The organism is Eubacterium pyruvativorans, assembly GCF_900102225.1.
GTDB classification, from domain to species: Bacteria; Bacillota; Clostridia; order Peptostreptococcales; family Anaerovoracaceae; genus Aminicella; species Aminicella pyruvativorans.
In genome coordinates, this window is the sequence record NZ_FNBF01000036.1 from 1 (window position 1) to 14,453 (window position 14,453).

13 protein-coding genes, 2 tRNA genes and 1 rRNA gene are annotated in these 14,453 nt (G+C 51.7%); 12 read left to right on the plus strand and 4 right to left on the minus strand.

Annotated features, from left to right (window positions below; translation table 11 throughout):
- Window positions 1-447 precede the first annotated feature (447 nt).
- The 11 genes from BLQ24_RS09360 to BLQ24_RS09425 all read left to right on the plus strand — a co-directional run bounded on the left by BLQ24_RS09360 (window position 448) and on the right by BLQ24_RS09425 (window position 11,609).
- Window positions 448-2,739, plus strand: coding sequence for a hypothetical protein (locus BLQ24_RS09360; RefSeq protein ID WP_090164688.1), 2,292 nt, complete (start codon window positions 448-450; stop codon window positions 2,737-2,739).
- Window positions 2,740-3,288: 549 nt separating this feature from the next.
- Complete coding sequence (tet(W), locus tag BLQ24_RS09370) at window positions 3,289-5,208, plus strand: tetracycline resistance ribosomal protection protein Tet(W) (protein ID WP_002586627.1); 1,920 nt, start codon at window positions 3,289-3,291, stop codon at window positions 5,206-5,208.
- A 50-nt stretch (window positions 5,209-5,258) separates the two neighbouring features.
- A complete protein-coding gene (locus BLQ24_RS09375; RefSeq protein WP_002586626.1) occupies window positions 5,259-6,026 on the plus strand; it encodes a class I SAM-dependent methyltransferase in 768 nt (255 codons plus the stop codon).
- A 171-nt stretch (window positions 6,027-6,197) separates the two neighbouring features.
- Window positions 6,198-6,620, plus strand: a complete 423-nt coding sequence (locus tag BLQ24_RS09385) for a sigma-70 RNA polymerase sigma factor region 4 domain-containing protein (RefSeq protein ID WP_002586616.1) — start codon at window positions 6,198-6,200, stop codon at window positions 6,618-6,620.
- On the plus strand, window positions 6,613-6,825 hold the full coding sequence (locus tag BLQ24_RS09390; RefSeq protein ID WP_002586615.1) for a helix-turn-helix domain-containing protein: 213 nt from the start codon (window positions 6,613-6,615) through the stop codon (window positions 6,823-6,825). The genes BLQ24_RS09385 and BLQ24_RS09390 overlap by 8 nt, the downstream gene beginning before the upstream one ends.
- Window positions 6,826-7,322: 497 nt before the next feature.
- A complete protein-coding gene (locus tag BLQ24_RS09400; RefSeq protein WP_002596229.1) occupies window positions 7,323-7,721 on the plus strand; it encodes a plasmid mobilization protein in 399 nt (132 codons plus the stop codon).
- On the plus strand, window positions 7,693-9,318 hold the full coding sequence (locus BLQ24_RS09405; protein WP_002596230.1) for a relaxase/mobilization nuclease domain-containing protein: 1,626 nt from the start codon (window positions 7,693-7,695) through the stop codon (window positions 9,316-9,318). Before BLQ24_RS09400 ends, BLQ24_RS09405 begins: the two co-directional genes overlap by 29 nt.
- A 10-nt stretch (window positions 9,319-9,328) precedes the next feature.
- Complete coding sequence (locus BLQ24_RS09410) at window positions 9,329-9,694, plus strand: cysteine-rich VLP domain-containing protein (RefSeq protein WP_425386754.1); 366 nt, start codon at window positions 9,329-9,331, stop codon at window positions 9,692-9,694.
- 72 nt (window positions 9,695-9,766) lie between these two features.
- Window positions 9,767-10,561: a replication initiator protein A gene (locus BLQ24_RS09415; RefSeq protein ID WP_006356266.1), complete on the plus strand. Its 795-nt coding sequence runs from the start codon at window positions 9,767-9,769 to the stop codon at window positions 10,559-10,561.
- Window positions 10,558-11,400, plus strand: coding sequence for an ATP-binding protein (locus tag BLQ24_RS09420; protein WP_002596233.1), 843 nt, complete (start codon window positions 10,558-10,560; stop codon window positions 11,398-11,400). Before BLQ24_RS09415 ends, BLQ24_RS09420 begins: the two co-directional genes overlap by 4 nt.
- 14 nt (window positions 11,401-11,414) lie before the next feature.
- Complete coding sequence (locus tag BLQ24_RS09425; RefSeq protein WP_002596234.1) at window positions 11,415-11,609, plus strand: transposon-encoded TnpW family protein; 195 nt, start codon at window positions 11,415-11,417, stop codon at window positions 11,607-11,609.
- Window positions 11,610-11,673: 64 nt separating this feature from the next.
- Here BLQ24_RS09425 and BLQ24_RS09430 read toward each other — a convergent pair whose 3' ends face one another.
- Window positions 11,674-11,874, minus strand: coding sequence for a hypothetical protein (locus tag BLQ24_RS09430; RefSeq protein ID WP_002596235.1), 201 nt, complete (start codon window positions 11,872-11,874; stop codon window positions 11,674-11,676).
- Between the two features lie 225 nt (window positions 11,875-12,099).
- Between BLQ24_RS09430 and BLQ24_RS09435 the strand changes: the two genes are divergently transcribed.
- On the plus strand, window positions 12,100-13,716 hold the full coding sequence (locus BLQ24_RS09435; protein ID WP_002596236.1) for a recombinase family protein: 1,617 nt from the start codon (window positions 12,100-12,102) through the stop codon (window positions 13,714-13,716).
- Window positions 13,717-14,042: 326 nt separating this feature from the next.
- Here the strand turns inward: BLQ24_RS09435 and BLQ24_RS09445 are convergent.
- The 3 genes from BLQ24_RS09445 to rrf form a co-directional block, all read right to left on the minus strand.
- A tRNA-Leu gene (locus BLQ24_RS09445) sits at window positions 14,043-14,122 on the minus strand.
- 49 nt (window positions 14,123-14,171) lie between these two features.
- Window positions 14,172-14,246 (minus strand) — tRNA-Glu (locus tag BLQ24_RS09450).
- Between the two features lie 20 nt (window positions 14,247-14,266).
- A 5S ribosomal RNA gene (gene rrf / locus BLQ24_RS09455) occupies window positions 14,267-14,383 on the minus strand.
- Window positions 14,384-14,453: the final 70 nt, after the last annotated feature.

Genomic DNA, 14,453 nt, shown 5'->3' on the forward strand with positions numbered 1-14,453 from the left:
CCTCTCACGGCTGAATCTCGGGTTCGAGTCCCGGTGGCGGTACCAACGTTTGAAACCCCGCAAGGCATTGAAATTCAGTGCTTTGCGGGGTTTCTGTTTGTCTTGCGATTACCGGCCACTGTCCTGACTGTCACTATTTCGCTATTAACCCACAATGTTCTTTGTGTCAAAAAACACCGCTGGGCATCAATACCCAACGGCCATTATATACGCTGTGATTTTAATAGAAGTCTACCAGCCAATATCCGGTTCTACTCCATGAGCAAAAAGAGCGTCCAGTTTATCCCATTTCTCTTCACAGGTCCCCGGAATCTTCAGGCTCCGTTATTTCCGGCCATCCCAACTTGAATCCTGATTCTGTTTGGAATATACTTTAATTGTCAAATAATTTCGATTTGTACTTTGACACCACAAGTTATGTCCAAGATACTGATTCAGGAGTAAATGATGAAAAAAAGTTTTTTTCAAGGCGGACTGCTCAGTCTCGCTGCTGCGGTGGTGCTGGTAACGGTACCGTACACCATGTTTTTTGCCGGTGAATCCCCGGTTTATGCAGGAACCACAGCAACCGTCTCCGTACGGACTCAGAAACAGCTGACCCGCGCATTGAAATCGAAACGTGTAAGAACGATTAAGGTGACTCCGGGAAGCCGATCTCTGGTCATACCGCAATCCGTCAGAAGCAAGGCCAAATTGCAGGTAAATGCAAAGAACCTACAGCTGAAGGTCCGGGGCAGGACCGGAAAACTGACCGTGAGCCGCGCAAAAAGCGTGGATGTCAGCGGTGCCGCACCATCGGTCCGTGTTCAATCCGAAAATACTGGATTAATCCTCCGGCGGAAGGCAAAGGTAAAGAACGTGAGCATCAGCGGCAGTGCAGTTCGTCTTTTGAGCAGCACCAATGCAGATATCCGCAGCATGGGAAAGCACACCAGCATCCAGCTGCTGCGAGGGGCGGAGAAGACGGATGTGGACCTGCAGGGCAGCGGCACTGCCTCTTCGGTGATGAATAACACCGGCAGCAATGTAGATCTGGATGTGGACAATTCCGACAACATTCTGCATGCGGGATCCGTATATTCCGGGACAGACAGAAATGCAGGAAAGCAGGACTCCCCTCTCCCGAACGACAATCCGCTCCGGAATTATCAGGGCATGGTGAATGACGGCTCACTGTCTCTGGAAATCCACGGATGCGGACAGTTTTCCGGTCTTTCGAACTCATCGAGAGTTCACGGCTGGTACCACAATTCTGCGTCGGGAACAGATTTTGAATGTTACTATCTTCTCTCCGGTGGAAAGATCAAGACCAGCCGCATCAAGAATTCAAATTTTGAACGGAATTTCAAAGGAGAGGCTGCGTTCGATATTGTCTCCGTCAACGATTTCAGCATGGTGATTAAAAGCGCTAATAACGCATACGGAGACAAAGATGTAACCTATACCCTCCCGTTTGACGCAGATACAGAACAGTTCGATGCGTCCGAAGCAGTGGATCCGACCAATCCGATGCAGCAGTTTCAGGGCCGCGTTACCTCCGGGGATCTGACGTTAGAAATCCACGGCAGCGGCCGTTATGCCTCGCTCTCCTCCGGAAATTCCATTCACGGCTGGTACCGCAATAACAGGACACATACAGCATATGAATGCCGCTTCAACCGAAAAGGAGCGGCCATCCGTGCTGTCCATCTCAACAACACGAACTATGAGAAGAAGTACCTTGGCGAAGCATCCTTTGTCATCCTGGACTACGGTGAAGGATTCCTGAAACTGAAAAGCACCAGCGATACTTACGGAGACAAAGGCACAGTATACACGTTCGCCAAACACGCAAATTTCGGCGACCCGGTCAACGAAAACAATCCGTTGATCTCCTTCAGCGGGAGAGTGGATGACGACAACGGGGGCGATGTAAGCCTGGAAATCCACGGCAGCGGCCCGTTTGCCTCCATGTCATACGGAGACTCCATTCACGGCTGGTACCATAATTCAGCAACGGGAACAGCTTATGAATGCCGCTTCAACGTCTCCGGAGACACAATTGAAACGGAGCACGTGAACAACCCGAACTTCGAGAAAAACTACCACGGGAATGCGCAGTTCCAAATCACTGAGAAAACAGACGGACGAATCACCCTGAAGAGCATGAACAACTTCTACGGGGATGAAGGAAAAACATACACGTTTACAGCCGGGGACGAACAAAACACTACCGGTGCACCGATCGACAACAGTAATCCGCTCTACCCGTTTACGGGAAAAACTAGCAGCGGAACACTGGACCTGGAAATCCACGGCAGCGGTACCTTCTCTTCCTTGTCCTACGGGAACAAGGTACATGGTTGGTATCACAATTCGGCAACCGGATCTTATTTTGAATGCAGCTACATCGTTGACGGAGACAGCATCACCGTGAAACCATTGAAAAGCAATCAGTTCAATCGCGGATGCCTGGGAGATGCAACCTTCAAGATTATTTCAGACAACGATGATGCACTCACCTTACAGAGCACCTCGGATACCTACGGAGATAACGGTCAGACATATGTGTTCTATAAACCGGGGCATGAACCATCCAAAACTGACGTGAAAAATAATCCGAATGAGAATGAGAATACAAACCCGGAACAAATGCTCATGTACGGTAAGGAAGCAAGCAACCGAAAACAAGAGATAGACCGCCAGCACTACACTATTCCGAACCAAAGACCAAAAGATAAGCATTGTGGGAAAATCTAAACTTTTGGATTTTCCTACAATGCCAACTACGGCGGAATCCCTCCCACTCCTTATATCTTTCTGTATACATTGAATTTGTATTTAGTAAAATGCAGACAACACCACGGATCGGCTTTTGGTTGGACAATTCCAACCAAACACCACAGCAGACAGCAGAAAACATTCTGAACGCTAGGAAGCCGGTATGATTGTTACATATAAGGGGAAGAAAAATTTCTTTTAGGTACTTGCTTTCCTAAAACTGATGTGATACAATGATTTAATCCAGAAAAGGAGTAAAAAATATGCGGCAAGGTATTCTTAAATAAAACTATAATCAAATAGTGGGAACAAAGGATTATGATAGCTCCTTTTGTAGGGGCTTAGTTTTTTGTACCCAATTTAAGAATACTTTTGCCTTATCAATTTTGACATATCCCCAAAAACAGCAATCACAAACAGGTGTATGCTGTATATGTGTATGTCCGCAACTTATAATCCCCAGTGGTAAAAGTATTTTACTGCTGGGGATTTTTATGCCCTTTGGGGCTGTAAAGGGAGGACAATCACATGAAAATAATCAATATTGGAATTCTTGCCCATGTAGACGCTGGAAAGACGACCTTGACGGAGAGCCTGCTATATGCCAGCGGAGCCATTTCAGAACCGGGGAGCGTCGAAAAAGGGACAACGAGGACGGACACCATGTTTTTGGAGCGGCAGCGTGGGATTACCATTCAAGCGGCAGTCACTTCCTTCCAGTGGCACAGATGTAAAGTTAACATTGTGGATACGCCCGGCCACATGGATTTTTTGGCGGAGGTGTACCGCTCTTTGGCTGTTTTAGATGGGGCCATCTTGGTGATCTCCGCTAAAGATGGCGTGCAGGCCCAGACCCGTATTCTGTTCCATGCCCTGCGGAAAATGAACATTCCCACCGTTATCTTTATCAACAAGATCGACCAGGCTGGCGTTGATTTGCAGAGCGTGGTTCAGTCTGTTCGGGATAAGCTCTCCGCCGATATTATCATCAAGCAGACGGTGTCGCTGTCCCCGGAAATAGTCCTGGAGGAAAATACCGACATAGAAGCATGGGATGCGGTCATCGAAAATAACGATGAATTATTGGAAAAGTATATCGCAGGAGAACCAATCAGCCGGGAAAAACTTGCGCGGGAGGAACAGCAGCGGGTTCAAGACGCCTCCCTGTTCCCAGTCTATCATGGCAGCGCCAAAAATGGCCTTGGCATTCAACCGTTGATGGATGCGGTGACAGGGCTGTTCCAACCGATTGGGGAACAGGGGGGCGCCGCCCTATGCGGCAGCGTTTTCAAGGTTGAGTACACCGATTGCGGCCAGCGGCGTGTCTATCTACGGTTATACAGCGGAACGCTGCGCCTGCGGGATACGGTGGCCCTGGCCGGGAGAGAAAAGCTGAAAATCACAGAGATGCGTATTCCATCCAAAGGGGAAATTGTTCGGACAGACACCGCTTATCAGGGTGAAATTGTTATCCTTCCCAGCGACAGCGTGAGGTTAAACGATGTATTAGGGGACCAAACCCGGCTCCCTCGTAAAAGGTGGCGCGAGGACCCCCTCCCCATGCTGCGGACGACGATTGCGCCGAAAACGGCAGCGCAAAGAGAACGGCTGCTGGACGCTCTTACGCAACTTGCGGATACTGACCCGCTTTTGCGTTGCGAAGTGGATTCCATCACCCATGAGATCATTCTTTCTTTTTTGGGCCGGGTGCAGTTGGAGGTTGTTTCCGCTTTGCTGTCGGAAAAATACAAGCTTGAAACAGTGGTAAAGGAACCCTCCGTCATTTATATGGAGCGGCCGCTCAAAGCAGCCAGCCACACCATCCATATCGAGGTGCCGCCCAACCCGTTTTGGGCATCCATAGGACTGTCTGTTACACCACTCTCGCTTGGCTCCGGTGTACAATACGAGAGCCGGGTTTCGCTGGGATACTTGAACCAGAGTTTTCAAAACGCTGTCAGGGATGGTATCCGTTACGGGCTGGAGCAGGGCTTGTTCGGCTGGAACGTAACGGACTGTAAGATTTGCTTTGAATACGGGCTTTATTACAGTCCGGTCAGCACGCCGGCGGACTTCCGCTCATTGGCCCCGATTGTATTGGAACAGGCATTGAAGGAATCGGGGACGCAGCTGCTGGAACCTTATCTCTCCTTCATCCTCTATGCGCCCCAGGAATACCTTTCCAGGGCTTATCATGATGCACCGAAATACTGTGCCACCATCGAAACGGCCCAGGTAAAAAAGGATGAAGTTGTCTTTACTGGCGAGATTCCCGCCCGCTGTATACAGGCATACCGTACTGATCTGGCCTTTTACACCAACGGGCGGAGCGTATGCCTTACAGAGCTGAAAGGATATCAGGCCGCTGTCGGTCAGCCGGTCATCCAGCCCCGCCGTCCAAACAGCCGCCTGGACAAGGTGCGCCATATGTTTCAGAAGGTAATGTAAAGATACATAATCGTCAAGACGGCAACAATCAGAAGTTATGGAGGGTAACAATGGAATATAGTAAGGAAGATTTAATGGAAGCAAAAAAGCAAATTTGGGGAGTGGGAGAGAACATGGGAACAGAGGAAAGTAAAAAAATCTGGGAGGAGAACGCACAATTTTGGGATAATGCAATGGGTGACGAATCTAATGAATTTCACAGAGAGGTAGTGCGTCCCAAAGTAACGGAACTTCTATCTCCTAATCCTGCGGATTACATTTTGGATATTGCGTGTGGCAATGGAAATTATTCTTCGTATCTTGCACAAAGAGGCGCTTCGGTTGTCGCTTTTGATTACAGCAAAAAAATGATAGAATTGGCTAAAAGACGGCAATCACAATATGCAAAACAAATTGAATTTTGTGTGGCGGATGCGACCGATAGAAAAAGTATATTAGAATTAAAAAGAAATCGAGCCTTTACGAAAGCAGTTTCTAATATGGCAATTATGGATATTACGGATATTGAACCACTTCTTATGGCTGTTTATGAACTGTTGCAGGAAAGCGGAATTTTTGTCTTTGCAACGCAACACCCTTGTTTTGTCACGTTGACTGAAAAATATATGACACCGCACAGTTACTATGATATAGCGATTGAAGGGCAACCGAAAGAGCAGATTTATTATCATCGTTCCATACAAGATATTTTTAACCTTTGTTTTAGAGCTGGATTTGTCATTGATGGATTTTATGAAGAATGTTTTAAAACCAACAAAGAAATTCCTATGGTAATGATAGTAAGGCTTAAGAAGGTAAAACGTGATAGCTTAAAATAAATTCAAGTTTGTCGGGTAAATAGCAAACCCAGCCGAGCCAGTCAACGGTCAAGATGAACGGCGCATATGCGCAGCCGTTGACAGCCCCGCCCGCCTTTGCTGGTAGGCAATCAAGGGGCGACAGCAAGAAGTGCCACCGCCCCGCACTATTATTCAGAAAGGGGAATTTCCATGACCGACCAGATAGCCTATCAAGAATATATCCAGCGCAGGTACAACGCCTTTTGCAAGACTGTTATCCGCTGTGCCGCCTTGGACAAGATTTTGAAGCTTAAACGGCAATGGGAACGGCAAGTTTCCCTTGACTATCTGATGAACGAGAAGTTTGTCCAGTTTGCCGCGTCGGAGCCGGACGAGGAATACCCATTTACCGTCTGCGGTCAGACCGTCCTGCTCTGCAACGCCGCCCTTGCCGACGCGATCTCTGTTTTGCCGGAGCAGACGCGGGAAGAAATCCTGCGCTATTACTTTCTGCGCCAGCCGCAGCGCGTGATCGGCGCGTGTATTGGCCGGTCACGCAGCACAGCGGGGCGGCATATCCAGCTTGCCTTGCAGCGGCTACGCGAAGAAATGGGGGTGAGCCGGTATGAGTAGACTTCTCCCCTATGAAACAATCCTCAAAGCCCGTGAGGGCGACCCAGAAGCCGTGAACGCTGTCCTGCTCCACTACGCCGGATATATCCGCTATTTCTCAAAAGTGAACGGGCAGGTCAACGCCGAGGTGGAGGACTATGTAAAGCAGCGGTTAATTGACTGTCAATTCAAGTTCCGGCTTGACGAACCACCGGACAAGTCATAAAAACTGAATACCAGCCGCCACCGACGCGGCCAGCGAAAGCAGTAAGTCTTGAAAAAGATTTACTGCTTTTTTTGTTGTCCGGCTCCGCTCCCGGCCATTTTGCCCCCTGCCGGTTGTAGTAGTAAGCGAGGAGGGAATTTTTCTGCCCTGGTGTTTGGCATTTGGAGCATTTACCCGTAGTAGAGGGCAAAGAGAAAGGATTTCTCCAACACCGGGTAGAAACCACTGCGTCCGGTGTCATTTTAGCGAAAGCGGGCAGGAATGCCCTTTACAGGATTAGTAGTAGCAGAAAAAGAGAAACAAACTTTTGTGGTTGCAGTTTTCCAAAAAAGTGGCGGACGGAAGTGAGAGAAAGTTTGCAGTCACGGAGAGCAAGTTTCTACCACGGTGCCAAAATCCGCAATTCTGCAGTTTTGCCCCTCGCGGGAAACTTGTTGGGGAGTGCCTTCCCCAAACCCTGCTCATGCGCCCTTACGGGCGAGAAAGGAGGTCACACCATGCGAAAGAAATACAACACGCCCCACCGCAGCCGCGTTGTGAAAACCCGGCTGTCCGAAGATGAGTATGCCGACTTCACAGCGCGGCTTGCGCCCTATGGTATCAGCCAGTCCGAATTTCTCCGGCAGGCGATACGGCGGGCGACCATACGCCCGGTTGTCCATGTGTCGTCGGTCAATGACGAGTTGCTTTCCGCTGTCGGGAAGCTGACAGCCGAGTACGGCAGGATCGGCGGCAACCTCAATCAGATTGCCCGGTATCTGAACGAATACGGCGTACCCTACAACACCCTTTCCGGCGAGGTACGCGCCGCCATATCCGACCTTGCCGTCCTCAAGTATGAAGTCCTCAAGAAAGTAGGTGACGCGGTTGGCAACACTCAAGCATATCAACTCTAAAAACGCCGACTACGGAGCCGCCGAGCAATATCTTCTCTTTGAGCATGACGAGTTTACCATGAAGCCCGTCCTTGATGAAACCGGCAGGCTTATCCCCCGCGAGGACTACCGGCTGTCCACGCTGAACTGCGACGGGGAGGATTTTGCCGTTGCGTGTATGCGGGCCAATCTCCGCTATCAGAAAAACCAGCGGCGGGAAGATGTGAAAAGCCACCACTACATCATCAGCTTTGACCCGCGGGACGGGCCGGACAACGGCCTGACCGTAGACCGGGCGCAGGCGTTGGGGGAACAATTCTGTAAAGAGCATTTTCCCGGCCACCAGGCCCTTGTCTGCACCCACCCGGACGGGCATAACCACAGCGGCAACATTCATGTGCATATCGTCATAAACAGCCTGCGGATTGAGGAAGTGCCGTTCCTGCCCTACATGGACAGGCCGGCCGATACGAAAGTCGGCTGCAAGCACCGATGTACCGACGCTGCCCTGCGCTACTTCAAATCCGAAGTCATGGAGATGTGCCACCGGGAGGGGCTTTATCAAATCGACCTCTTGAACGGCAGCAAGAACCGCGTCACCGACCGGGAGTATTGGGCGCAGAAAAAGGGACAGGCCGCGCTGGACAAGCAGAACGCCCCCATGATTGCCGATAGTATCACGCCCCGGCAGACCAAGTTTGAAACGAACAAGGAGAAGCTGCGGCAGACCCTACGGAAAGCCCTTGCCACCGCCGCCAGCTTTGACGAGTTTTCCTCTCTGTTGCTGCAGGAGGGTGTGACCGTCAAGGAGAGCCGGGGGCGGCTTTCCTACCTCACGCCGGACAGGACAAAGCCAATTACCGCCCGGAAGCTGGGCGACGATTTTGACCGCGCCGCTGTCTTTGCCGTTTTAGAGCAAAACGCCGCCAGAGCAGCCGAAGCGCCAGCCAGATCCCCCGATCCCCCACGCACCATAAAAGACCGCTTGCAGGTTGCCAGAGCCGAGATAGCCGCCCCGAAACAGGACGGAGTGCAGCGGCTTGTGGACATTGAGCAGAAAATGGCCGAGGGCAAAGGCCGGGGCTATGAACGCTGGGCGAAGATACACAATCTGAAGCAGGCCGCCAAAACGCTGTCCGTCTACCAGCAATACGGCTTTACTTCCCCGGAGCAGTTAGAAGCCGCCGTTGACACCGCCTATCAGAAAATGCGCCAGACCAGCGGCGAACTGAAAGCACTGGAAACGAAGCTGCAAGGGAAAAAGAAGTTGCAGCGGCAGGTGTTGGCCTACGCCCAGACCAAGGCCGCCCGCGACGGGCTGCGGGCACAGAAATCCGAGAAAGCCCGCGCCGCATACCGGCAGGCCCATGAGAGCGATTTTATCATAGCCGACGCAGCAGCCCGGTATTTCAAGGCGCATGGCATTACCAAGCTGCCCGCCCGGAAAGCGTTGCAGGCCGAGATCGAGCAGCTTATCTCCGAGAAAGACGGCCTGTATAACACCTATCACGAACAGAAACAGCGGTTCAAGGAGTTGCAGACCGTCAAGCGGAACATCGACCAGATTTTGCGCCGGGACGAGCCGCACCGCAGAAAGGAGCAGAGCCATGAGCGATAACCTGCCCCACATGGACTACCGCCAGCACCGGCGGGCGCGGCGGCTGGTACATGAGTGCTGTAACTACGATGAGGGGAACTGCCTGCTATTGGACGACGGGGAGCCTTGCGTGTGCGTCCAGAGCATTTCCTTTTCCCTCATGTGCCACTGGTTCCGTGTGGCTGTCCTGCCCCTTGACGGGGAGCTGGCCGCAGCCCTCTTGTGCCGGGGAAGCCGGAAACGGTGTGCCGTCTGCGGGGCGGCCTTTGTCCCCAAATCCAACCGGGGAAAATACTGCCCCGACTGCGCCGGGCGCATGAAGAAAATCAAAGCCGCCGAGAGAAAGCGGAAACAAAGGCAGAGATGTCACGCTTTAGAGCCTTTCAAACCCGCATAAATCAAGGCTTTTTTCGTGGGTGTCAAAGGGTACGCGATACATTTATCCTTTTCCCCCGGAAACGGCGTTTTAATGCGTGACAATACGCCAAAATCAACCCGAACACAGGGAGGTGATCCTATCGCTGATTATATCAGGGCAGACACGCGGCTGCCCGCCTATCTGCCGTATCCCCGTTTCCTGCTGAAAATGGAGATTTCACAGACCGCCAAGCTGCTGTATTCGCTGCTGTTAGACCGTTCCACCCTCTCCCAGAAAAACAAGTGGCTGGACGACGAGGGCAGGATTTATATTATCTATCCCATCGCGGAGATAGCAGAAATACTGGATAAAGGCAGCACCACCATCAAGGGGGCGCTTAATGAACTGGACACGGCGGGGCTGTTGGAACGGGAACGGGGCGGCTTCTCCGCACCGAACCGGCTTTATGTCAAAGTACCGCCAGTGCCACAGGTACAGTTTTCAGACCAACTGATGGCCGGAAGTCCGCCCCTCATAGAGCCGGAAAACCGTCCTACTGATGGTCAGAAAACCGACCTTATGATGGTCGGAAAACCGTCCCCTAACCAAACTACTATAAACAACCTTACAGAGAGCCAAACAAAGGGAGTGAGTGGGGGGCCGTCCGCGCCCTATGGCCGATATGGAAATATTTTTCTGTCACAGACCGAATACGACGAGTTGCAGGCAGAGTACCCTGACAGGCTGGAACGGTTCATCGAGGAAATGAGCCGCTACCTTGCCGCCAACGGGAAAAGCTACCAGAACTATGCCGCCGCCCTGCGGATATGGGCGGGGAACGACAAAAAGGAAGCCCCTAAAAAGGGCATACCAGACTACTCATGCAAGGAGGGCGAGAGTTTATGAAGAATGAAATCAACGCGGTTTTGGAGAATATGACGACCACCATCCCGGAGCCGGAGGACTACACCGGCGAGGACGGTTTACTGTACTGCGGCAAGTGCCGCAAGCCGAAAGAAGCCTATTTTGCGCCGGATAAGGCCGCTATCTTCGGGCGCGACCGCCACCCGGCAGAGTGCGACTGCCAGAGAACCGCCCGCGAGGAACGGGAAGCCGCCGAAAAGCGGCGCAGACACCTTGACACCGTGGAAGAACTGAAACGCCGGGGCTTTACCGACCCCACCATGCGGGACTGGACTTTCGAGAACGACAACGGCAGGAACCCGCAGACCGGGCTTGCCCGCCGGTATGTGGAGCATTGGGAAGATATGCGGACAGACAATATCGGCTGCCTGTTCTGGGGCGGCGTAGGCACCGGCAAAAGCTACCTTGCAGGCTGTATCGCAAACGCCCTCATGGAGAAAGAAATCCCCGTCCGCATGACGAACTTTGCTCTTATCCTCAATGACCTTGCCGCCAGCTTTGAGGGGCGCAACGAGTACATTTCCCGCCTTTGTCGTTATCCGCTGCTGATCCTTGACGACTTCGGCATGGAACGCGGGACGGAATACGGGCTGGAACAGGTGTTCAATGTGATTGACAGCCGTTACCGCAGCGGCAAGCCGCTGATCGTCACGACCAACCTTACGCTGGACGACCTGCACAACCCGGAGGACACCGCCCATTCCCGGATTTATGACCGCCTGCTTTCCATGTGCGTCCCGGTACGCTTTACCGGCGACAACTTCCGGCAGGAAACCGCCAAGCGGAAAATGGAGAGCATGAAGAAACTGATTACCGACTGAAAGGAGTATTGCCTATGGCAGATAACAAGCAGCACGACACCCGCACCACCCGCCGCCCTGACTGTGTGACGGAAATCCGCATGGGCAATTCCGTCCTTGTCGTGTCCGGCTATTTCAAGAAAGACACCACAACCACAGCCGCCGACAAAATGGCGCGGGTACTGGAAGCGGAAGCCGCTGCTACACAGGAGCCGACTTATCCGGCGTGAACCGGGGCATGGAAAAGCGGCCATGCCAGGGAGCATGACCGCTGGAACGAAAATCGGAAGTGCTTTAGCAATTCTTAATCTCATTCTCTATAAAATAATTTGCAATTTCAAAGGCTTTTATTCTTCTCTTTGCCAATGTGATTTGTGATTTATAACGCTCGGAATTATCCTTTGATTCAAATGTTTTTACTGTTTCTCTTAGCTTGTGCAGAGTTGAATCAATTTGCCTTTTGGCCGCGGTTAATTCATCTATTGTATACTTCATGTTTTCTCCTTTAACTTCTGATTTTTTTGTTAAATCAGAGTATACCACGGAGTTATGAACTTTTCTACTGCAAATATGGGACGACAACCCATACCATAAAAATCGGAAAATTGAAAAGCTGTAAAGAAGCAAATTTAACGCTTTTGCCGCTGTACAGCCCCCGCCGTTCCGTGGTACAATGAAACCACGGAATAGTGGGGCTGGCTGTCGGAAACGGAGGATTTTATGTTAAGACAAGCCACCCAAAACCTCATTACCGCCCTTTATCCGAGATTGTCCCACGAGGATGAATTGCAAGGCGAGAGTAATTCCATATCGAACCAAAAAAGGATACTCGAAACCTACGCAAAACAGAACGGCTTTACCAATCTGCGCTGGTACACCGACGACGGTTTTTCCGGCGCGAACTTCCAGCGGCCCGGATTTCAAGCCATGCTTGCGGACATTGAAGCCGGGAAAGTGGGTACGGTCATCGTCAAGGACATGAGCCGGTTAGGGCGAAACTACTTGCAGGTAGGGTTTTACACGGAAATGCTGTTCCCTCAAAAGGGTGTGCGTTTTATCGCTGTCAACGATAATGTGGACAGTGCCAGCGAGGGCATGGACAACGATTTTACCCCGCTGCGAAATCTGTTCAATGAATGGCTGGTGAGAGATACGAGCAAGAAAATCAAGGCAGTGAAAAAGTCAAAAGGCATGAGCGGCAAGCCTGTTACCAGCAAGCCGGTTTACGGCTATGTGATGGACGAGGACGAGAATTTTATTATAGACGAGGAAGCCGCCCCGGTGGTGCAGCAGATTTACCAGCTTTGCCTTGCCGGGAACGGCCCGACCAAGATTGCCCGTATGCTGACGGAGCAGCAAATCCCCACGCCGGGGACGCTGGAATATCAGCGGACAGGCAGCACCCGCCGTTATCACCCAGGCTATGAGTGCAAATGGGCGACCAACACCGTCGTTCATATCCTCGAAAACCGAGAGTACACCGGATGTCTGGTGAACTTCAAAACGGAAAAGCCTTCTTATAAGGTCAAGCACAGCATAGAGAACCCCGTCGAGAAGCAGGCCATTTTCGAGAACCACCATGAGCCGATCATCGACAAGGAAACATGGGAACGGGTGCAGGAGTTACGCAAACAGCGCAAACGCCCGAACCGCTACGATGAAGTGGGGCTGTTCTCCGGGATTTTGTTCTGCGCCGACTGCGGCCATGTGCTGTATCAGCAGCGGTATCAGAACAAAGACCGCAAACAGGACTGCTACATCTGCGGCAGCTACAAGAAGCGCACCCGCAACTGTACGGCGCACTTTATCCGCACCGATCTGTTGACCGCTGGTGTCCTGGCAAATCTCCGGCAAGTGACCGAATACGCAGCCAAGCATGAGAGCCGGTTTGTGAAACTACTTGTCCAGCAGAACGAGATCGGCGGCAAGCGAAAGACCGCCGCAGCCATCAAGCAGCTTGAACAGGCGCAGGAACGCATTTCTGAAATCAGCCGCATTATCAAGCGGCTGTATGAGGACAATGTAAACGGCAAAATCAGCGATGAGCGTTTCATGGAACTGTCGGCTGACTACGAAGCCGAGCAAGCGGAGCTGAAAAAGAGAGCCGCCGCCCTGCAAGCCGAACTGGACAAGTCACAGGCAGCTACCGTCAACGCCGAGAAATTTATGGGCATTGTCCGCAAGCACCTTGCCTTTGAAGAACTGACCCCCACTCTCTTGCGGGAAATGATCGAGAAAATTGTGGTGCATGAGTGCAGCTATGATGAGAACGGCACCCGCAGGCAGGACATTGAGATTTATTACAGCTTTGTCGGCAAGATTGACTTGCCCGAATAACCGCCCGACCTATCCGACACAATGGCCAAGTGTCGGATAGGAACGGCAAAATTTTTTGCACTTCTATTGCTTCTTTATCACACATAAGCAAAATCAGCCGACGCAGAATCAAGCGGCCGAAGAGACAGCCGAGGGGACAACTCCGAACACAGACACAAACCAGCAGAATCAAAAAGCCGAGGCGACAACTCCGAATACAGACACAAAGGAGCAGGACCAGACGGCCAAACCTGACCATACAGATGCCTCTGAAACACCTGTAAATAGCGGAGAATAGCACGACATGCAGTAAATCCCCGGAATCAAATGATTCCGGGGATTTATAATGCGCGATGTGGGACTCGAACCCACACAGTCTCCCACCAGAACCTAAATCTGGCGCGTCTGCCAGTTCCGCCAATCGCGCGCGCTCTATGCAAGAACAGAGATCAGCAAATGCCGATCTCTGCCTGTAATGGTGACTCCATCGAGAATCGAACTCGAGTTACCGCCGTGAAAGGGCGGTGTCTTAACCGCTTGACCATGGAGCCGCATATGATAGAAATAGCCGAACTGGCAGCGTCCTACTTTCCCGGGCAGTCACCCGCCAAGTATCATCGGCGCTGAAGAGCTTAACTACTGTGTTCGGGATGGGAACAGGTGTAACATCTTCGCTATTGCCACCAGATTCGGTTATTTTCTCGCCGGCTTCCCGGCGTCTTATGAGGTGTACCCTCAAATCCGAACAACATACAAGC